Genomic DNA, 20,335 nt, shown 5'->3' with positions numbered 1-20,335 from the left:
CATAATGTGAAACTTTAATCAGTGGGGGTCTTACTGCCCGACAAATAGCGGGATAAATAACTTTTCTGCATAAGGATTAAAAAACATTCCAAGTTCATCTAGAGACTTCCTCGCCTGTAAAAACGAATGAAACTCTGGATATATATCTTGTAATTGCTCATACGATAATGTATGCATTTTCGCCCAATGCGGACGCCCTTCATACTTCAGAAAAATTTTTTCCACTTCGCCAAAGTAAGCAGCATATTTCATACCTTTATACATATGAACAGCGATATACGCTGAATCTCTTCCATAGGCTGGACTAAGCCATATATCATCACCTTTCACATAGCGGCATTCGATCGGGAAGTGCACCTTATGCTTTTTCTTTTCAATAAGATTTGAGATTTCTTCTACAACCGTCCTCATATACTTTGAAGGAATGCTATACTCCATTTCATAAAATGGTACCGTACGTGATGTAGCAAATACTTCATAGCTCGGGCCAATTATTTTTGTGTTTGGTACAGCCTTAGCTGATAATCGACTCACTCCTTTACTTATAGAAGGAAACCATTTACACCCTTTAGATAGCAAAGAGAACATCCTATTTTCAAGTAACTCCACCTTTAGTTTATGCCATTTCAAATCACTGCCTGTATGCGTTGTTTCGTTCGTAAGTTTTACTTGTACTTCATCAGAATAAGGAAAAACAAAAAATTCAAAGTGACGATGCTTCTTATACTCTTCTAGTTTATTCATTACAGTAGATAATGACTGTTTTTCACTTTCATAAACGAGTGAATACGCTGGAATAACCTTCAATTTTATCTTTACAATGATACCTAACATTCCAAGTGACAACTGAAACGCTCTCCAATATTCTACGTTCTCAGCTTCCGAACAAACTATACTCTCACCATTAGATAAAACGGCCGTAATCTCTATAACTTGTGTTGATAAACTCCCAAAGGTAATGCCCGTTCCATGAGTCCCCGTACTAATCGCTCCTGCAATAGATTGTGAATCAATATCCCCTAAATTTTCTTGCGCATAACCTTTTTCCTCAAGTAACTTCCCTAAATCATATAACTTTGTTCCTGCCCACACTTCAGCGACCATCTTCTCTTCATCAATATTCACAATGCCCTTCAATTCATCTAAAGAAACTAAAACTTCTTCGGTTTGCACAAGGGGTGTAAACGAGTGTCCTGAACCAACAACACGAATTTTCCGCCCCTTTTTTCGTGCAAGCCCCACTACTTCTACTACATCTTGTATACTTTCTGGATACATCGTATAATGCGGCGTTCCTTCTACATTCCCTGTCCAATTCCTCCACTTTTGTCCCTTTATAGAAAGCATTGGCCATCCCCCCGATATGTTGAATACTCCCCAACAATCTCTCCTTTTTTAACACGATACAAAAAAAGAAAGCGCTCACATAATTCACCAGCCTTACTATGACGAAACAAAATGGACTCTCCTATATCCACTCGTTCCTCGCCGCTATAAAAAATTGGCGTTTGTACCTCGCCAGCACCTTCTAAAGCTAATAGTTTTGCACCCTTCGGTCTCCAAACTTCAGGCTCTTTATCTTTTCCAACTGCTCCTGAAGCAATATATCCACCACCTAGGCAAGTGTAAATAAACGGGACTGGTTTACGCACAACTGGTAAAGCAAATCCGACCGCTGGATGAAATTTCACCTCTTTATAATAATCAAACAGCTTCGGAGAATAAAAAGCAGAACCTATTGTAATCTCTGAAACTGAATTATCTTTCTCAGTTGTTTTTATGCTTCCTGTTCCGCCTCCATTTACAAACCTTAGCTCAATACCAAGTTTTTGTATTGCTTTTACAATATATTCTCTTCTTTCTTTCACTTCTAGCACTGATTTCTGCTTTAAATACGAAATCACTTTACTTTTCAGCCATTGATTCGGTATATGGTCTCCCACCCCAGCAATTTGAGCTTCATAACCCATCACACCATCTAACATTAAATATGATGACCTTCTCACCTTTTCTACTACTTTCAACGCATCCTGCACATTTTTTACTGGGGATCTTTGTACACCAAAATGAAATTGAAAGAAACGACTACTCATATCAATATCCAAACAAACACGAAAACATCCTTTAGATTTCTCAGCAATTTTTTCTAAATACACAATATGCTCTTCACAATCCACCATACAAGTTATAATGAAACCTTTCTTTGTTAGCAAACTAATTTCACACAAAGCTCTTTCATCATAAGCAGGATATCCGAGCAATAAATCATTAAATCCTTGTTCTATTAAAAATAAAACCTCTCTAGGTGAAAAGCACATAATACCTTGAAATCGATCATTTGCAGCTAAAATCTTTTGCATAATCGGAACAGAACGTAACGATTTACTCGCTATACGAATCTTCTTATTTCCACTTAACTCTATAATCGATTGAATATTTCTATCTAAAGCCACTTCATCCAAAAATGCACACGGTAATGGAACTTCTTTAAAAATTCCTCGATCCACATTTTTCTCTCCTCTTTTCAATATGTCTTATACATATTGGAAAGAAAGTATGATTTTCCTGTTTGCAAATAAAAAAAGTTTCTTCTTTACGAAGAAACTTTTTGAAACTACTTCATAGAAATAGTCGCCTCTACTGGATAATGATCAGAGTAATCATTATACGTATATTTTTGGAACCACGATGTAACAGTCCATTGTGGAGATTTCGGCTGTAACACCTTATTCTCTATATACGATGGGTTCGCATGGTCTTTGCTTGCAATAATATAATCTAAATATTCGGCAGGACTATCAGGGAAATTATATTTTGCAATACTGTTTGTCGTTGCATCCCAAGTCGCTGTATGTCCAGTATAAGATGGTACAGAAGCGTTCAATGTTTTAAACATAGATGCATACTCTGAATCATTATTGTTCTCTGCATTTATCTTATTTACGTTCATATCACCACCAATTAACACATACTCATTATTTGGTATATTTTTATTTTTAATAAAATCTTGAATTTCTTTTAATTGGTTCGTACGTACAGATGCTGGTGAAGTTTTTCCGCACATACTATCTTCAGCCTGCAAATGCGTCCCAATCACGTGAACGAAACGATCATTTTTCTTAATTTTCGTGTATACAAATCCTTTATTCGATAAATTATCTGGCCCGCATCCTTTTGCAAATACATATTGAATCTTTTCAGCGATTGGCCATTTGCTCACAATCGCAACGCCACCATCTTCAGGAGTTGAAGATGAATAGTTTCCTAACGTTTTATCCCATTCGCTTCCACTACTACGACCTAATACTGCTGTTTGATTTGGATATTCTTTCTTCAAATTGCCTAATAAACGATCTGAAGCGCTATTATCAAACACTTCATTTAATATAACAACATCTTGATTCTTTATATAATCTGCCGCCCCGATTAAATCAGCACGCTCAGTTTGTCCCCAGTTCGGATATAAGTTTGTTGATAGCATATATACATTATGCGTCATCACTTTTAATGTATCATTTTGATTTGTAGATGCTTCTGCTTGAGCTGAAGTTCCGCTATATAAAGCTCCTAAACCAACCCCTAAGCTAAGTACACCTTTTAGCAATTTACCTTTCACGTTTCATACCTCCATGTATTGTATAGTAATAAAAAGGCCAAATACTCTATTCTGAGATTTGACCTTTTTCAAATACTTAACGATTTCCGTACGTATCAAACCAAAGCTGAATGTATCCAGCAGTAACACGTTGTGCATCCATTAAACGCTTACCTGTCATTGGTGTAACTTCAGCGCGCCATTTATCTGCATATTCTTGTGATACAGCTGCTCTTACGAACCAATCTTTCGTATTATCATTTACAATGCCAGCGTAATCTTGTTTCGCAACTACTGCCGCTCCATGAATCCAATCTTCTGGATTCGTACCTTTCCAGTTCCAATATCCATTTCCATCCGTTACTTTATAATTATCTTTTATCGTATCTACAAAGTTTTCATATTTAGAATGGAATCCTTGTGGATACGAAAGGTTCGTAAAGTTTGCCGCATGCATCGGTTGGTTTACATCCCCTAAATAATGAAGAGATAAGCCTAAATAGAAGAATGCTTGTTTCATATCTTTATTTTTGTAAGACTCACCAGCTAATTTAAAATATTTAGCTCCAGTTTCCTTTGCCTGCTTTGCATACGGAATATAAGTTTTCCCATTGTCAGGGTCATAGAAATGTGAAGCAAATGTGCTATTATCATAATAAGGATTTTCATAGTCAGCAGCATAAATACCGTTCTCTAACTCAGTACGCCATTCATTTAATAGTGCAACTCGATCTTGTTTTACAAGTGTTGTATTACGAGACATAATATCAATTGCACGGTTTACAATCCATAAATGAGAATTCACGCCTTCTTTATGTTTATCTTCAGCAGACCAGCGTGGAATAACTCCAAATCTCTGTCCTCCATCATTTTCATGAGCAAATGCAACACTTTGTAATGGAGCAACTAATGTAATAGCTGCCGCTAAAGCAAGTACTTTCTTTTTCATATAAAATCCTCCATTTTATAATTGAATTATTGTAAACATTTTGTTAGGATCCTATGATGTCGTCCGGTTAACCTATGACTAGAATATCCCACCTTTCACGAAATTTCTATCACTAAATTAAAATATGCAAATGTTCATATCATTATAACTTTATACACAGTGAATATAATGAATGAATACACTTTCATTTTAATAAACTATTATTAAGGCTTGTCTAAACTAATGTAAAAAAAGAGTAAAGCATACACATGCTTTACTCTTTTTTTCTATTCGATAATATACTTGGCAATTGTACATTAACTGCCAACTTATGTATAAATCCAAACACTAATCCGATCCCTATAAATATGTATAATATCGTAAATATCTTTCCGAAGTCAGTTTGGGGACTAAATTGCCCATCACCGACAGTAGTCAGCGTCACAACGCTAAAATATAAAGCATCCAGAGGACGTAACCCCTCCACTGTACTATAAAAGATTGTACCAGATATTAATGTCAAAATTGTTAATACGAATAACACTTGAAATTCTTTATCTTTCCATGCTCGCAAACAAGCTTTTAGCATCCGCTTCAATGTCAACATAAATGAAAGCATTAGACTTCCCCTTCCAAACAAAATACCTTTAGTTACAGGAAAGTCTATCACCTTTCTGTACAGAAAAAAAGTAGCCCTCTTCTATTTCTAGAAAAGGGCTACTTTTTTCGATTCTATCTTATTTAGGTGAAACAAGAATTTTCACTTGGGTTTTATCTTTTACAAGTGCTTCAAATCCTTCTTCAACAACTTGATCGACTGTAATTTTTTTCGTAATTAATTTCTCTGCTTGAATTTGACCAGAGCTAATTAATTTAATAACAGCTGGGAAGATGTGACGGTATCCTAAAATACCAATAACTTCTTTTTCTTTTAATACTAAGTTATTTGGAGTAATTGTTGCGTCTTTTTCCCATACACTAACAATTACAGTTTGTCCTTCGAAGCTTGTACTTTCAATCGCTTGGCGTAGTACAACTTCAACACCTGTTACTTCAAAGCTAACATTTACACCTAAACCATTTGTTAAGTTACGAATTTCAGCTAACACATCTTGAGTTGCTGGATTTAATACATAATCCGCACCTGCTAATTTCGCTAACTCTTGACGTTCTTTAGAAAGTTCAACTGCAATAACAGGAGTTGCTCCTGCTGCTTTAGCTGCTTGGATAACAAGAAGTCCAATTGGACCGCAACCAAATACCGCTACAGCTTCCCCTTCTTTTAATTTACTTTGACGTACTGCATGAACTGCTACTGCTGCTGGTTCTACAAGCGCACCTTGTTCATACGTCATTTCATCTGGAATGTGATGAACCATATCTTCTGGTACTACTGTATATTCAGAGAAACCGCCGCCTTCTCCGCCAAGACCGTGGAAAACAAGTTGTTCACAAACATTGTAATGTCCATGTTTACAAGCTTCACATTTACCACAAGAATAAATTGGCTCTACAACAACGCGGTCTCCCACTTTATGAGATGTAACTCCTTCACCAATCTCTATTACCTCACCACTAAACTCATGACCTAAAATAACAGGTGCTTTCACATGTGTTAATGGATGTTCTTCTGTTGGAATAAAAATAGGCCCTGCTAAATATTCATGCAAGTCTGTCCCACAAATACCACACCATTTAACTTTGATTTTCACTGTTCCTGGTTTTACTGTTGGTTCTGGTACTTCTTCTACTCGTACATCACGTTGATTATGCCAAAGTAGTGCTTTCATTTTATACATCCCTCTCTATGTATATACTTAACCTGGTGAAGTTTACAATTCTATTATAATACTTCTATCCATATATTTCAAAAAAACAATCACATTCCCACTAATTTTTTACAAATAACGTTCAATATTTTGTCACTTTGTACTTTTTTCCACATCTGTTAATTCAATTTCATTGCAGGTGAAATTAGCATTGTGCCATAATAGCATAGGAGAGGTGAATATCGCTTGAAATATTTTATTTACTTTATCGTTATCGTGGCATTTTTAGATACATTTTCACAATTACCTATTATGAGTACTTTCGCTCAAAGCCTTGGAGGAACTCCTCTTATTATCGGGCTAGTTGTCGGTATGTACTCATTCGCTAATATGATCGGTAATATTATTGCTGGAGCCGCTGTCGATAAATTTGGTGCAAAAAAAATCCTTTATATAAGCATGGGAATTACGAGTTTCATAGTCTTGTTATACACCGTTGTTCAAAGTGGTGAACAACTATTAGTTGTGCGCTTTATGCATGGATTTAGTGATGGCTTTTTAATTCCTGCTGCCTTTACATTTTTATCAAAACAAACAAATGCAAAAAGACAAGGAAAAGCAATGGCTCTATCTGGTGCTGCTGTTGGAACAGCCGCAATCGTAGGACCTGCTTTCAGCGGTATTATGAAAGCAACAGCTGGCGTAGAGTGGGTCTTCATTACTATTTCTATTTTAATGGCTCTTGGTACGATCGTATCTCTATTCTTCTTACCAAATAACGTATCAAGAAAAGATACATCAAGAACGCAAATGATGAACAAAGAAGATATGGTTGAACTTTTAAAATCAGAACCGTTATTACAAGCATATATTGGTGCTTTCACATTAATGTTTTCACAAGGGATTGTCACTTATATGTTACCAGTAAAAGTTGAGGCATTAGCGCTTAAAGCATCTACAACAGGCATGATGTTAAGTGTATTCGGTATTACTGCTATCCTCTTCTTCTTGCTTCCAACAAATCGTATTTACGATCGATTTAATCGTTCGAAACTAATGCTAATCGGAATTGCAGTTATGGCATTCGCATTATCTTTACTCGGATTATTTGCTACAAAAGGTATGCTCTTTATCGTAATGATGATTTATGGAATTGGATTCGCAATCCTCTTTCCGTCTATTAACGCTTTACTCGTTGAAAATACTACAGACGATAATCGCGGAAAGGCATTCGGATTATTTTATGCCTTCTTCTCATTAGGAGTTGTTGCTGGCTCCTTTACAGTCGGCGCAATCGGAGCATCACCTAGCATCAGCTTCATTATCGGGACAGCATTTTTATTAACATTTGCTGGGATGATTTATGTAAGAAGCAAAGTAAAAAAGACAATGATGGGATAATCCATCGTTGTCTTTTTTAAAATGCATATTGATATAATCCGTAATATAATGGAAGCGTTGGAATAATGCCAATTAATTTAAATATAAAAGGTAATGGCTCATCTCGCTCTTCATATAAACGAAAAACAAAAACTGCAGTTAAAGTCCAAATGACGCTAAACAAGAAGATACATTTCCAAACAATTGAGGTTAATATTTGTATATCAAATACAAAACCAAAGAGCCCTATCCACGTAATAATAGATACTACAAAGTCAAACTTTTGAATTGGTGTTTGAAACATACCCCTTACTAACGAAATAATAGCTAACATTGCTACAATAACTAAATATATTTTCCAAAGCATAATGATAATCTCCTATTCAATTTAACTTTTAACTTTCAGCAAACCATATTTAATAAACAATATAGCATTATATTTTTCATAGAAATAATACAATGGATAACAAAATAAAAAGAAAATAAGTACAGTTGGTACATTGTCTACAATAGAAAAATATTTTACTAGTAATTCCTTAATACTCTCTCCAATAATAATAAACAATGGAATTATACAAATCATCGCTAATATTAAACATGGCGTTACCCTTATTTCTTTCAACTTCACCTTACAATGTGGACACCTTAATGAAAAAGGATGCGGGAGATCAATAATATGCTGTACAGTAATATCCCCTTCACACTGTGGACATTCAATAACTTCTTTCATTTATCGCTTACTCCTTTCTATCTATAAAAAGAGCCCTATTGAATAGAACTCTTTTTTGCCCAATATATTACTTTTGTGTATAACCAAATAACAATGTAAATAAATTGAGCCGTAAAGGCAATAATACATCGCTTCTTTTAAAAAGAAAGTTTATAAATACCGACGATACTTCGACAATTTCCTCGGAAATATTTCCTTTCCCCACATAATTTGATACACTACACATGAATAAACACTTGTATTACATAAACTAAAATAATAACTTACTGTACAAATTAAAAAGCACACTCTTCATATGAAGAATGTGCTTTTATGTTATTAACGTTTAATCCAAACAGCGCCTGCCGATTTATCTTCTGCCTGTCCAACAACTTGGAATTTAAGTCCAAGGTTTGGAACTTTTCTTCCTGCATCTGCAATTTGCTTGTTACTATATACTTTTGAATCATCAAAAGTTGTAACACCTTGTAATCCAGAATAGTTAAACTGACCACGTGTTAATGAATTTACACTCCATGCTGGTGTTTTATCAAATGAAAATGCAGCATCTGCAATTTGCATGCCCGTATTACCGTATGCTGGTTTTCCGTTTAAATTACCAACTAGCGCTTCTGGATGAGAATCTACAACACCAAGGAATCCTTCACCTGGATGCACCCCAACCCAGTTATCTTTGAAACTATCATCTGCATACCAAACGACAAGACCTGTATTATACACTGGACCTTTTCCTGCTTTTAAACCATTATCTGATCCCGCATAGTTTCTCCACTCTAAGTAGTAATAATGAGCTTTCTTCTCTGTCCCATCAGAAACAACAAAACCATTTAAATTCATTTTAGACTGTCCTTCTGCATCATCAGAAAATACAACTTGTCCATCAACAGTTACATTTACATTGTCCATCGCAAAACCTTTATATGTTACAGCCGGATCTGTAATATAGTCTAATTGTAGTTTCACTTTTTTGCCTTTAAATTGACTTAAATCATATGATTTATCAATCCATTTCCCATCTGTTGTATCTTTATCTCCTTGGACTGCTTTTTCTCCAAGTCTATCAATTAACGTCTTCGTTCCATCTTCTGTTACTGCATGTACTTCGACGAAATCGCACTCTGCTTCTAACTCATAATTTGCTTTATAATCGAATTTTGCATTTGTTCCTTTTGTTAAATCAAAGAATGGTGTCTCTAACGTTGTATGCATATCATCGCCTCTTGTACTATAATATGCATGCTTTCCAAACTCCGGTTTAATCGTTTCAACACTTTTACCTGGTAAGTTAACACGTACAACGCCTGGACGATTTGATTTCGTAACACTTTGATCAATATAGGTAGGAACTCCCACACCACTCTTAATTTTATCGTAATCTACTTCTAATATTTTTGCCCAGTTGCCACCCATATTCTTTTGTAAGAAGTCTTTATTTTGTGGTGAAAAACTTGTCGGCTCCGTTCCTGCGATTTTTCCTGTCCAACTACCTCCACTCATTAATGACCAAGCTTCGACAGGTGAACCATTTCCAGTATATTTCGTGTCATATTCATCTGGTAATCCAAGATCATGTCCAAATTCATGCGCAAACACACCTACAGCTCCATCTTCTGGTTCAATTGTGTAATCATGTGCTGCTACTTTTCCACCAAAGTAATCTACTTTTGATTTTGTACCTTCAATCGCTACTGGATCTACTGCTAATTTTGAACGATGTGACCAGATCGCATCATCACCTAATTTACCACCACCTGCTTCTTGACCAACACCAGCATGGATTACCATTAAATGATCAATTACACCGTCAGGTTCATTTTGATTCCCATCCCCGTTTGTATCATATCTATCAAACTGATCAAACTGAGATAAATCTAGTCCTTTCTCAGCAGCTGCATGCAAAGCTTCTTTCACTAAATCACGTGCACCTTTCGGACCTTTATTATCGTGACCACTGCTACCATCAGCTCCATAATCAGATGCTTTTCCTGGAACTGTTAGCCACTCCGTTACATATCCGTCTGTCGTATAACTACCACCAGACTGCTCTTCATAGTATTGTTTAAACGTTTTTACTTTTGAACCATCAAATAATGTATAAGGCTCCTTACCGAACAACATCTTTTGATAATGTTCTCTACTAAAGTCTTTCGAATACATATAACCTGGTGTTTGATCAATATTATTATGTTTATAATCACTAAATTCAACGAGTAGCACTAATACTTTATCCGATCGAACAGATCCTTTATATGGAGCTTGCTTTGCTTTTGAAGTTGGAACTTGCCCATTTAATTGCTTTTTATTTGGTTCTGGCTTTTGCTCAAGATTAATATTTTTTTCAGTCTTTTTTACATTTTCCTTTTCTTCCATCTTTTTCTCTTTTACTTTTTTTGTGAAATCAGACGTTTCTTGTGAGTGAGCATCTGGAAGAATTTCTTTGTTCGCCTGATCTCCTTGTTTCTTTTCAATATATTGCTCGACAGCCTTTTTCGTCTCTTCTTTAGAAGATGCTGGATTAATTGTTCCTCTTTCTTTCAAAGCTTCCGCTAAACGATCTTCTTGAATTAAATTGTAATCAATTGGCGTTGTAGACACATTCTCTTTCTCTTTTGCTGGCGTTTCTGCATATGCTAACGGCGCACTCATTACAGATGTGCATCCGATAATTGCTGCAATTGCTAATGATGACAACACTTTAAATGGGGCTTTTCTTCTCATTCCATTTCTCTCCTTTTATAAAACTTAAAATTCAGATAAATCGGTGCGTTTTTGTCGAAATCTCTGTTTACTACCCTCCCTATATAAAAAGACATAATTCTATAAACATTAAACTTTCTGTTATAGAATCATGCCCTCCAGTTTTCTGGTCAGACCCTCTATCTGTTTATCCCTTGGTTCAACTACTAATCAGTGTGCTGATGAACAAAGCCCCCACTGATTAAAGTTTCACTTTATATCGAAATATGAAAAATAAAGAGTTATGTGATATATATTAAATATCTTATATAACAAATTTAAAAGACAATATGCAAAATTGCATGAAAATTCTTTTAAATAAAAAAAGAATCCTAGTCAATTAAACTAGGATTCTTGATTTTCTATTATTTCTCTTGTGTTTTTTCCCAATCAGCTAAGAATTTCTCGATTCCTTGATCTGTTAATGGGTGCTTCACTAATGAAGCAATTACGTTTGCTGGGATTGTTGCAATATGTGCACCGTTTAATGCTGCATCAGTTACGTGAACGCTGTGACGTACAGATGCTGCAATGATTTCTGTTTCGATGCCATGAATTGCAAAGATTTCTGCGATTTGACGAATTAAATCCATACCGTTATGACCGATATCATCTAAACGACCTAAGAATGGTGAAACATATGTTGCACCAGCGCGAGCTGCAAGTAATGCTTGAACTGCTGAGAATACTAATGTAACGTTTGTACGAATTCCTAAATCTGAGAATGCTTTTACTGCTTTTAAACCTTCTGTTGTCATTGGAACTTTTACAACAACGTTTGGAGCAATCTTCGCTAATTCTTTTCCTTCTTCAATCATTTTATCAGCTTCTAAGCTAATTACTTCTGCACTTACAGGTCCTTCTATAAAGCTGCAAATTTCACGAATACGCTCATGGAAATCTACGCCTTCTTTTGCTACAAGTGATGGGTTTGTCGTTACTCCAGCTACTACGCCTAATGCATTTGCCTCTTTAATTTCGTTAATGTTTGCTGTATCAATAAAGAATTTCATTTGTTATTCTTCCTTCCTAATTTTCATTTTATATTTATTTATTTTTCTTAATAAGCTCTAATTCAATCGGAATAGATTTGTCCACTTTTTTACCTTGTGTTATCTCTTTTGCTGTTTGCATCGCCTTCTCTCCGATTAATTCCGGTTTTTGAGCGACTGTTGCAGCCATACGCCCATCGTTAACCGCTTTCACAGCATCTTCTGTTGCATCAAATCCAACAACTACCACATCTGTTTTTCCAGCAGACTTCAATGCTTCAAGTGCACCTAATGCCATCTCGTCGTTATGCGCAAACACGGCTTTAATATCACCATTTGCTTGCAAAATGTTTTCCATAACAGATAATCCTTTCGCTCTATCAAAATCAGCCGCTTGTTTTGCAACTACTTTTAAAGACTTATCGGCTACGTTATGGAATCCTTTCCCACGTTCACGAGCAGCAGACGATCCAGGGATTCCTTCTAACTCAGCAACGTTTGCTCCTTCGCCGACTAATTCACGAATGTAATCACTAGCCATTTGACCACCTTCGATATTATTAGATGCAATGTGAGAAACAACCTTACCTGAATTCGCAACGCGGTCTACTGTAATAACAGGAACATTTGCTGCATTTGCCGCACTTACCGCTGAAGCAACAGCATCTGAATCGGTCGGATTAATAACAATTACATCGACACCCTTTTGAATTAAATCTTCAACATCGTTCGTTTGCTTCGCTGCATCATTTTGCGCATCAACAGCAATCAATTCGATGCCGCTATCTTTCGCTTTCTTTTCTGCACCCTTTTTCAAAGTTACAAAGAAGGGATTATTTAAAGTTGAAACAGAGAATCCAACTTTAATAGTTTTATTTCGACCTTTATCGCTAGAATCCTTTGCCCATTCTGGTGGTTCCATTGAACAACCAGCAGTAATGACCATAATACATGCAACGAGTATAAGTAACCATTTCTTCATGAACTGTCCCTCCATTACGCTTCTTTTCGGCGATCAATTAATACAGCTAGTAAGATTACAAGTCCTTTTACAACTTGTTGGAAGAAAGAAGATACACCTAATAAATTTAAACCGTTATTTAGTACACCGATAATTAGTACACCGATGAATGTACCAACAATCCATCCTCTTCCCCCAGAAAGACTTGTTCCACCTAATACAACTGCTGCAATTGCATCTAATTCGTAAGAAGTACCTGCGGTCGGCTGTGCAGAATCTAGTCGTGATGTTAAGACAATACCTGCAAGCGCTGCCAAAATTCCGGAAAGACCGTAAATCATTACTTTAATTCTCGTAACATTAATACCTGATAGTGCTGCTGCTTCTTCATTTCCACCAATTGCAAATGTACGACGGCCAAATGTCGTTTTCTTCAAAATGAAGTACAGTACTGCGAAAGCGATCATCATTGTAACAGCTGGTACCGGAATACCAAGAAAATAACCGCGGCCAAACATTTGGAACATTAAATGATCACCAAGACCAGTGATCGGACGTCCGTCCATATAAACAAGCGTCAACCCACGAAAAATAGTCATTGTTGCTAAAGTTGCAATAAATGGAGCTACTTTTCCTTTCGCAATGATGATACCGTTTACAATTCCCATTACAAGACCTGCTAATAGTCCAACTGCCATTGCAAGGAACGGATCCATGCCACTTGCCATCATTCCAGCAACAAGTGCACTTGATAATGCTAAAATAGAACCTACCGATAAGTCAATACCCCCTGTTAAAATTACAAAGGTCATTCCGAATGCAATAAGCGCATTAATCGATACTTGACGCAGTATATTAAATAAATTTGGAATTTCAATGAACGCTGGATTTAAAGCTGTAATTACGACGATAATTAATACTAAACCGATTAAAGAACCGAGTTGTTGTAATACATTCCCCTTCTTAGCCATCCTTACTCTCCCCCTGTAGCTAGTGCCATAATAGACTCTTGTGATGCCTCATCTTTCCCTAAAATGCCGCCGACTTTTCCTTCATGAATAACAAGAACTCGATCACTCATCCCTAAAACTTCCGGAAGCTCAGATGATACCATAATAACGGCATCGCCTTGCTCAGTAAGCTTATTCATAATAGAGTAAATTTCTTTTTTCGCTCCAACATCGACACCTCTTGTTGGCTCATCTAAAATGAGTAATTGCGGATGAATGCCTAGCCATTTTGCGATTACAATCTTTTGCTGATTTCCACCAGAAAGAGATTTCACTGCCTGCTCTCCGCTAGATGCTTTCACATTAAGAAGCTTCATCATATCTTCTGTAAACTGTTGTTCTAGCTCGTTGCTTAGAACACTTCCCTTTGAAAGACTTTCTAAATTCGGTAACGATAAGTTTTCTCGAATTGAAAAATCTAACACTAATCCTTCAGACTTTCTATCTTCTGTAATGAAAGCAATTCTTTGTCTAATTGCATCTATCGGACTATCAATCTTTACTTCTTGTCCATTTATAAAAATTTGTCCAGAATCTAAAGGTTCATAACCAAATATCGCTTTCATAATATCAGTGCGACCAGCCCCCATCAAACCAGCTACACCAAGGATTTCACCTTTCCTCACTTGAAACGAAACATTTTCAAATTTCCCTTTCTTCGTTCCGTTACGCATTTCAAAAATGACATCACCAATTTGACTATTTCGCTCTGGGTAACGTTCACCAATGCTGCGCCCCACCATCATACTCACTACTTCATCAAATGATGTTTCTGGAATTAATCTCTTTCCGACGTATTCTCCATCACGCAAAATCGTAATGGCATCACATATTGAGAAAATCTCTTCCATACGATGCGAAATGTACACGAATGAAACACCTTCTTTACGTAACTTATTGATTACTGTAAAGAGCGTTTCGATTTCACGATCCGTCAGTGCCGCAGTAGGTTCATCCATAATAATAACGCTCGCGTTTGTCATTAACGCTTTCGCAATTTCGATAATTTGCTGTTGTCCAACCGATAGTTCCTCTGCTAACATAGCACCTCTTACATGCAATCCTAGCTCTGCTAGTTGCTGCTGCGCAATCGCGTTCATTTGTCGAGTGCGTAAAATACCTGTTTTCCCATACATTAACTCTTTACCAAGAAACATATTTTCAGCTACTGTTAAATTCGGCAATATATTTAGTTCTTGATGTATAAATGCGATGCCGTACTCTTCAGCTTCTTTCGCATTTTTAAAGGTGCGCTCTTGCCCATCAATCGTGATTGTCCCACCATCTTTTTTGTATACACCTGTTAAAATCTTCATGAGCGTTGATTTACCCGCTCCATTTTCCCCCATCAATGCATGGACTTCTCCTGTTTCAATCATAAACTGTGCATTCTTCAAAACAGGATTGCCATTGAACGCCTTTGAAATGTTTTTCATTTCAATATGCATTCCCATCACTTCCCTTTATTAAAAAATCACGCCTGCATGTAAAATTACATTTGCATAAGGCGTAGCCTCGCCTGTACGAATAATCGCCTTCGCTTTCTTTGTATGCTCTTTAAATTGTTCATGAGATACATACTCAAATGCTGGCTCTATTAATTTTTGCTCAATCTCTTTATTTACTTCCGCATTATTTATAATGACTTCTTCTGCTAACGTCACTTTTTCGATTGCCATATCATCAGCTACAACTTGTAACACCTCTAAAAAACTCGGTTTTCCAATCTCAACAGCTAAATCAATTCGTTTTACTCCATCCGGAATCGGTAACCCGCAATCAGCAATTACAACCGTATCTGTATGCCCAAGTGAAGCAAGGACTGCCGCGATTTCACTGTTTAATACACCATGCTTTTTCATCCAACAATCACCTGCACTTCACGTACTCGATCTCTCGTTGGCATACCGCCCTGTGCTCCAAGTTTCGTTACAGAAAGACCACCGGCAATATTCGCGAAACGAATTGCTTTTTGAAGTGTCTCTCCTTCAGAAAGTGCAACTGCTAACGCACCATTAAATGTATCACCAGCTCCAGTTGTATCCACTACATCAACAGCAATGCTAGGAACATGTACAATCTCCGTGCCATTATGGAAACGAACACCGTTAGAACCTTCTGTCATCAATAATTTATTTGGATACTTCGCCAATAAATCTTCAATTGGTGATGTAAAATCATCTAATACAATGCGGCACTCATGTTCATTTGGCGTAATATAAGTTGCTTTTTCTAAAATTTCTTCTGATAAAACTTGTGCTGGCGCTGGATTCAACATAACAGGAATATTATGTTCCTCACAAATAGCCAATACATATTTTACTGTTTCAAGTGGAATTTCTAGTTGAAGAACAACCATATCCGCTTTTACAAGAAGGTCTTTGGAGCGATCTACAACTGACTTATTTACAAGAGCATTTGCCCCTTGTACGACAACAATACTGTTATCTTCTTCTGCTAAAACGATATGAGCAATTCCTGTCGTTCTATCTGTAACCGGTACCACATAATCGATAAAAATGCGTTCGTTCTCTAAATTTTTTCTAACTACTGTTCCATAATCATCATTTCCTACCGCTCCAACCATTGCTACATTTGCTCCTAACCTAGCTGCAGCAACTGCTTGGTTTGCCCCTTTCCCTCCTGGGATTGTATGAAACGCTTCACCAATTACTGTTTCTCCTGCTTTCGGCCGTTTTTTTGAAACAGCCACTAAGTCCATTGAAATGCTTCCTACTACTGCAATATTTGGCATCTGTTTCATCTCCTTACTTCGTTGTATTTCGTTCTATAATTTCAATCGGCAAACGATAGTGTTTCTCTTCTAATGTATTTCCTTCCATTTGCTCTAACAACAACTCTGTTGCAATTTTCCCCATTTCATATATCGGTTGTGCAACTGTTGTAATAGATGGATACATCATTTCTGTTAAAGAAATTCCATCAAATCCGATAATTTGTAAATCATCTGGAATGGCAATCCCCTTTTGAAGTGCAGCCTTTACAATACCAATCGCAATTAAATCATTCCCAGCAACAATACCATCAATATGCGGGTATTCTTCTAATAATTCCATCGCTACACGCTCACTATTTGCTGGCTCAAACGTACTCTCCGCAATCATATACGAAAGGTTATTTTGCGTAATAACGTCTACAAAACCTTCAAAACGTTCATTTGCAGTACTCACATCACGTGGACCGCGAATATGCGCAATATGTTTACATCCTTTATCTAGTAACAACTTTGTCGCAGCCTGACTTCCTGCATAGTTATCTGCATATACAGTAGGAATACGCTCATTAAACATACGGTCAATCGCAACAACCGGGACAGATAAATTCATGTAATTAACACTATTTTGTGGATTTGTTGCTACAATAAATCCATCTACATTATTTTGTCTAAGTACATCAATGTATTGTTTCTCTTTTTCTAAACTTTCATCAGAGTTACAAAGGACAACTGTGTAACCTTGTTTATGTGCTACATCTTCTACGGCACGTGCAACTTCTGGAAAGAACGGATTCACGATATTTGGAACAACTAAGCCAATTAAACGAGACTTTTTATTATACAGTGAACGTGCTACTGTACTAGGCTTATAATCTAACATCTCAATTGCACGCTCTACCTTTTTTAATGTATCTTCGTGAACATATCCATTTTTATTTAAAACTCTGGAAACGGTCGCAACAGATACTCCCGCTAATTTCGCAACGTCTTTAATCGTACTCATTCTCTTTTCTCCTCATTTCATGTAACCGTTTACAGAAAATAATATAACGTATTTCTAAAAATACGTCAATCATTTCTCACTAAAAAGCTTTTAAGGTTATACTCAAAAAAGCACCGCCATAAGGCGATGCTTCTTCATTACGAGTATGATACAGTTTTTTCTTTTTCTTCTACAGCAGGCTGTTCAGCATCTTTTTTACGATCTGATAGTTTAATTTTTTGTAAGAAAATCGTAAAGATGGCACCTACTACGATAAATACTAATCCTGTTAAGAATACAGTATGAAGCGAGTCTACTAAAGAGTTTTTCAAAATAGGTACAATGCTGTTAGCAAACGCTTCTGGCATTTGTTTTAATGCCTCTGGGCTAAATAGCATCGAATATAAACCTTGTGGATCTGTGTGAATCATATCTTTAAATTTCGTTACCATTTGTCCCGCTTCTTTCGGGAATGTATCTAATACAGGTACTAATTTATTTGTTAACGTTGTACCTGAAGTGTTATTCATAATTGATCCTAAAATTGTAATACCAAATGTTCCACCAATTTGACGGAAGAACTGACTTGATGACGTTACGACACCAAGGTCTTTTTTCGGGAAGCTTTCTTGTAACGCTAATGTTAATGTCGGCATTACAAGACCCATTCCTAAACCGATAACCATCATATAAGAAGTAGCTGTAAGCTTCGTTGTGTGCATATCCATCGTTGTTAATAACCAGAAACCACCGGCCATAATAAGCATACCTGCGATAATTTGTGGTTTTACACCAACTTTTAATACAAGTTGCCCACCGATAATACTCATTACAATCATTGTAATCATCATTGGAGTCATAATTGTTCCTGATTCAGCAGCACTTACTCCTACAATACCTTGCATGAAGAATGGTACGAACATAATCGCGCCGAACATTCCAATACTCATAAAGAATCCAATCGCATTCAGTATTGTAAATGTGCGATTTTTAAAGAAATGCATTGGTAAAATCGGCTCTTCAGCTTTCGTTTCAACAATAACAAAGCTAACGATACCAATTACAGCTAGTGCGAATAAACCGATAATTTGCCAAGAATCCCATGCATAATCTTTTCCGCCAAACGTTAGCGCAAGTAATAAACTTACAACACCTAGAATCATCGTAAAGATTCCAGCGATATCAATTTTAATTGGTCCTGTTTGTTTATGTGATTTTAATCCCATTGCAATAAAGATTGTTGCTAAAATACCAACCGGTAAGTTAATGTAGAATACCCATCTCCAGTTCACTGCATCTACAATCCAACCACCAACTTGTGGTCCAATTACAGAAGCAAGACCGTATAACGCACCAAAAATACCTTGCCATTTCGCACGTTCTTTTCCCGTGAACATATCTCCAATAATAATCATAGCCATTGGCATCATAATACCGCCACCAAGACCTTGAATACCACGTAAAATAATTAATTCTGTCATACCATTCGCCATACCACATAACGCCGAACCAATCATGAAAATAACTAGCCCTGTTATATATACGTTACGACGACCAAGTAAATCCGCTAATTTACCTGCAATTGGTACAACTGTCGTTGATGTTAACATATAAGCTGTCGTTAACCATGTCATTAAACTTAATCCGCCTAGGTCACCGACGATACGTGGCATTGCTGTACCAACAATTGTTCCATCTAATGCAGCAAATAGCATCGCGATTACTAAACCGATTAACAACAACTTTCTATTTTGATTTTCTTGTTGCTCCATGTAATCTCCTCAATTCCTCTTAGTTATTCTCTTTTTTCTCTTGTGTCCCGCAAATAATGGTTTCTAACTTCTCAAAGAGACGTAATAAATCTTCTCTTTCTTGCAACTCTAAATGTGAAAAGTATTTTGCAATATGCTCGTTGCGAGCTGTCATTGCCTCTTCTACTCTAGCTTTCCCCTTTTTCGTTAACTCGATGATGACAACACGACGGTCATCTTTGTCGTGATAGCGTTCTACAAGTTCTTGATCGATTAGACGATCAATCATCACTGTAATCGCGCTAGGCTTCACATACATCTTTTTTGCTAATGTTGTCGCTCTTGAAGCCCCATAATGATCTAAAATCTTTAAAATATAAAACTGCGGTGGTGTAAGTCCTGTTGCTTGCATTTGTTCTAATAACTCCGTCTGCATTTTCTTTCCAATCGAAAAGGCAAGAGCTTGAATTTTATCGATATGCGTCATATCATTTGGCATGTTATCCACCTCTTATTTAAACAATAAAATATTTAACGTATTTAAATATTAATCCTACGAACAAAATCCGTCAATACTTTTATTCATAAAAACGTTTACATTTTTGTCACAAAGTTGTATAATTTTCGACGAAGTTAATATTGACAGTCACGGAGAAACGGAGTACACGGCTATGAATCATAAAAAAGGAAACTTTTTTATATTTCATGGCCTTTTTATATTCTCTGTCTTAAAACGCTTCGAATTAATTAGGGGAGGATTTTCA

Annotated in this window: 19 protein-coding genes; 1 reads left to right on the top strand and 18 read right to left on the bottom strand. The window is 36.5% G+C overall.

Translation table 11 applies throughout. The features are described from left to right. Positions 1-30: 30 nt before the first annotated feature. The 6 genes from N2V79_RS03450 to bdhA all read right to left on the bottom strand — a co-directional run bounded on the left by N2V79_RS03450 (position 31) and on the right by bdhA (position 6,313). Positions 31-1,347 (bottom strand): D-arabinono-1,4-lactone oxidase, encoded by a 1,317-nt coding sequence (locus N2V79_RS03450; RefSeq protein WP_340719573.1) that lies wholly within the window; start codon positions 1,345-1,347, stop codon positions 31-33. Further along, on the bottom strand, positions 1,335-2,507 hold the full coding sequence (locus tag N2V79_RS03445; RefSeq protein ID WP_098126224.1) for an amino acid deaminase/aldolase: 1,173 nt from the start codon (positions 2,505-2,507) through the stop codon (positions 1,335-1,337). The genes N2V79_RS03450 and N2V79_RS03445 overlap by 13 nt, the downstream gene beginning before the upstream one ends. 107 nt (positions 2,508-2,614) lie before the next feature. Beyond that, positions 2,615-3,616 carry a sphingomyelinase C gene (gene sph / locus N2V79_RS03440; RefSeq protein WP_000676799.1) on the bottom strand — a complete coding sequence of 334 codons (1,002 nt, stop codon included), beginning with the start codon at positions 3,614-3,616 and terminating at the stop codon, positions 2,615-2,617. Positions 3,617-3,692: 76 nt separating this feature from the next. Beyond that, a complete protein-coding gene (gene cerA / locus N2V79_RS03435) occupies positions 3,693-4,544 on the bottom strand; it encodes a phospholipase CerA (RefSeq protein ID WP_000730997.1) in 852 nt (283 codons plus the stop codon). Between the two features lie 253 nt (positions 4,545-4,797). After that, positions 4,798-5,142, bottom strand: a complete 345-nt coding sequence (locus N2V79_RS03430; protein ID WP_000948244.1) for a potassium channel family protein — start codon at positions 5,140-5,142, stop codon at positions 4,798-4,800. Between the two features lie 118 nt (positions 5,143-5,260). Beyond that, positions 5,261-6,313: a (R,R)-butanediol dehydrogenase gene (bdhA, locus tag N2V79_RS03425; protein ID WP_000645827.1), complete on the bottom strand. Its 1,053-nt coding sequence runs from the start codon at positions 6,311-6,313 to the stop codon at positions 5,261-5,263. Positions 6,314-6,538: 225 nt separating this feature from the next. Between bdhA and N2V79_RS03420 the strand changes: the two genes are divergently transcribed. After that, positions 6,539-7,693, top strand: coding sequence for an MFS transporter (locus tag N2V79_RS03420; RefSeq protein WP_000873271.1), 1,155 nt, complete (start codon positions 6,539-6,541; stop codon positions 7,691-7,693). Between the two features lie 16 nt (positions 7,694-7,709). Here the strand turns inward: N2V79_RS03420 and N2V79_RS03415 are convergent, their stop codons facing one another. The 12 genes from N2V79_RS03415 to N2V79_RS03360 all read right to left on the bottom strand — a co-directional run bounded on the left by N2V79_RS03415 (position 7,710) and on the right by N2V79_RS03360 (position 20,070). Further along, positions 7,710-8,039 (bottom strand): hypothetical protein, encoded by a 330-nt coding sequence (locus N2V79_RS03415; protein ID WP_000964465.1) that lies wholly within the window; start codon positions 8,037-8,039, stop codon positions 7,710-7,712. 21 nt (positions 8,040-8,060) lie between these two features. Continuing rightward, the gene (locus N2V79_RS03410; protein ID WP_000665754.1) at positions 8,061-8,402 is read right to left on the bottom strand and encodes a hypothetical protein; all 342 of its coding nucleotides are present in this window, start codon (positions 8,400-8,402) and stop codon (positions 8,061-8,063) included. Positions 8,403-8,720: 318 nt separating this feature from the next. Then, complete coding sequence (gene inhA2 / locus N2V79_RS03405) at positions 8,721-11,120, bottom strand: M6 family metalloprotease immune inhibitor InhA2 (RefSeq protein ID WP_075719438.1); 2,400 nt, start codon at positions 11,118-11,120, stop codon at positions 8,721-8,723. 383 nt (positions 11,121-11,503) lie between these two features. Further along, positions 11,504-12,151 (bottom strand): fructose-6-phosphate aldolase, encoded by a 648-nt coding sequence (gene fsa / locus N2V79_RS03400; protein WP_000667666.1) that lies wholly within the window; start codon positions 12,149-12,151, stop codon positions 11,504-11,506. 34 nt (positions 12,152-12,185) lie between these two features. Beyond that, complete coding sequence (rbsB, locus tag N2V79_RS03395; protein ID WP_088022991.1) at positions 12,186-13,112, bottom strand: ribose ABC transporter substrate-binding protein RbsB; 927 nt, start codon at positions 13,110-13,112, stop codon at positions 12,186-12,188. Positions 13,113-13,126: 14 nt separating this feature from the next. Then, complete coding sequence (locus N2V79_RS03390) at positions 13,127-14,062, bottom strand: ABC transporter permease subunit (RefSeq protein ID WP_001074641.1); 936 nt, start codon at positions 14,060-14,062, stop codon at positions 13,127-13,129. Positions 14,063-14,064: 2 nt separating this feature from the next. Further along, positions 14,065-15,549, bottom strand: coding sequence for a ribose ABC transporter ATP-binding protein RbsA (gene rbsA / locus N2V79_RS03385; protein ID WP_088022994.1), 1,485 nt, complete (start codon positions 15,547-15,549; stop codon positions 14,065-14,067). A gap of 18 nt (positions 15,550-15,567) precedes the next feature. After that, on the bottom strand, positions 15,568-15,963 hold the full coding sequence (gene rbsD, locus N2V79_RS03380; protein ID WP_000716151.1) for a D-ribose pyranase: 396 nt from the start codon (positions 15,961-15,963) through the stop codon (positions 15,568-15,570). Next, positions 15,960-16,856 (bottom strand): ribokinase, encoded by an 897-nt coding sequence (gene rbsK, locus N2V79_RS03375; protein ID WP_001132865.1) that lies wholly within the window; start codon positions 16,854-16,856, stop codon positions 15,960-15,962. Before rbsK ends, rbsD begins: the two co-directional genes overlap by 4 nt. 13 nt (positions 16,857-16,869) lie before the next feature. Then, on the bottom strand, positions 16,870-17,841 hold the full coding sequence (rbsR, locus tag N2V79_RS03370; RefSeq protein ID WP_000104051.1) for a ribose operon transcriptional repressor RbsR: 972 nt from the start codon (positions 17,839-17,841) through the stop codon (positions 16,870-16,872). Between the two features lie 137 nt (positions 17,842-17,978). Then, complete coding sequence (locus N2V79_RS03365) at positions 17,979-19,592, bottom strand: MDR family MFS transporter (protein ID WP_340719572.1); 1,614 nt, start codon at positions 19,590-19,592, stop codon at positions 17,979-17,981. Positions 19,593-19,611: 19 nt separating this feature from the next. Beyond that, a complete protein-coding gene (locus N2V79_RS03360; protein WP_001132365.1) occupies positions 19,612-20,070 on the bottom strand; it encodes a MarR family winged helix-turn-helix transcriptional regulator in 459 nt (152 codons plus the stop codon). Positions 20,071-20,335: the final 265 nt, after the last annotated feature.

Source organism: Bacillus sp. CH_70 (genome assembly GCF_038007045.1).
GTDB lineage: Bacteria > Bacillota > Bacilli > Bacillales > Bacillaceae_G > Bacillus_A > Bacillus_A cereus.
The sequence above is the reverse complement of the archived record's forward strand: the minus strand, read 5'-3'. Positions and strand labels throughout refer to the sequence as shown.

Excerpts from the sequence above, each read along its gene's own strand:
- N2V79_RS03365 (WP_340719572.1), bottom strand. The coding sequence starts at position 19,592 with ATGGAGCAACAAGAAAATCAAAATAGAAAGTTGTTGTTAATCGGTTTA.
- N2V79_RS03450 (WP_340719573.1), bottom strand. The coding sequence starts at position 1,347 with ATGCTTTCTATAAAGGGACAAAAGTGGAGGAATTGGACAGGGAATGTA.
- bdhA (WP_000645827.1), bottom strand. The coding sequence starts at position 6,313 with ATGAAAGCACTACTTTGGCATAATCAACGTGATGTACGAGTAGAAGAA.
- inhA2 (WP_075719438.1), bottom strand. The coding sequence starts at position 11,120 with ATGAGAAGAAAAGCCCCATTTAAAGTGTTGTCATCATTAGCAATTGCA.
- rbsA (WP_088022994.1), bottom strand. The coding sequence starts at position 15,549 with ATGCATATTGAAATGAAAAACATTTCAAAGGCGTTCAATGGCAATCCT.
- rbsB (WP_088022991.1), bottom strand. The coding sequence starts at position 13,112 with ATGAAGAAATGGTTACTTATACTCGTTGCATGTATTATGGTCATTACT.
- rbsR (WP_000104051.1), bottom strand. The coding sequence starts at position 17,841 with ATGAGTACGATTAAAGACGTTGCGAAATTAGCGGGAGTATCTGTTGCG.
- rbsK (WP_001132865.1), bottom strand. The coding sequence starts at position 16,856 with ATGCCAAATATTGCAGTAGTAGGAAGCATTTCAATGGACTTAGTGGCT.
- N2V79_RS03430 (WP_000948244.1), bottom strand. The coding sequence starts at position 5,142 with ATGCTTTCATTTATGTTGACATTGAAGCGGATGCTAAAAGCTTGTTTG.
- N2V79_RS03360 (WP_001132365.1), bottom strand. The coding sequence starts at position 20,070 with ATGCCAAATGATATGACGCATATCGATAAAATTCAAGCTCTTGCCTTT.
- N2V79_RS03390 (WP_001074641.1), bottom strand. The coding sequence starts at position 14,062 with ATGGCTAAGAAGGGGAATGTATTACAACAACTCGGTTCTTTAATCGGT.
- rbsD (WP_000716151.1), bottom strand. The coding sequence starts at position 15,963 with ATGAAAAAGCATGGTGTATTAAACAGTGAAATCGCGGCAGTCCTTGCT.
- cerA (WP_000730997.1), bottom strand. The coding sequence starts at position 4,544 with ATGAAAAAGAAAGTACTTGCTTTAGCGGCAGCTATTACATTAGTTGCT.
- fsa (WP_000667666.1), bottom strand. The coding sequence starts at position 12,151 with ATGAAATTCTTTATTGATACAGCAAACATTAACGAAATTAAAGAGGCA.
- N2V79_RS03415 (WP_000964465.1), bottom strand. The coding sequence starts at position 8,039 with ATGCTTTGGAAAATATATTTAGTTATTGTAGCAATGTTAGCTATTATT.
- N2V79_RS03410 (WP_000665754.1), bottom strand. The coding sequence starts at position 8,402 with ATGAAAGAAGTTATTGAATGTCCACAGTGTGAAGGGGATATTACTGTA.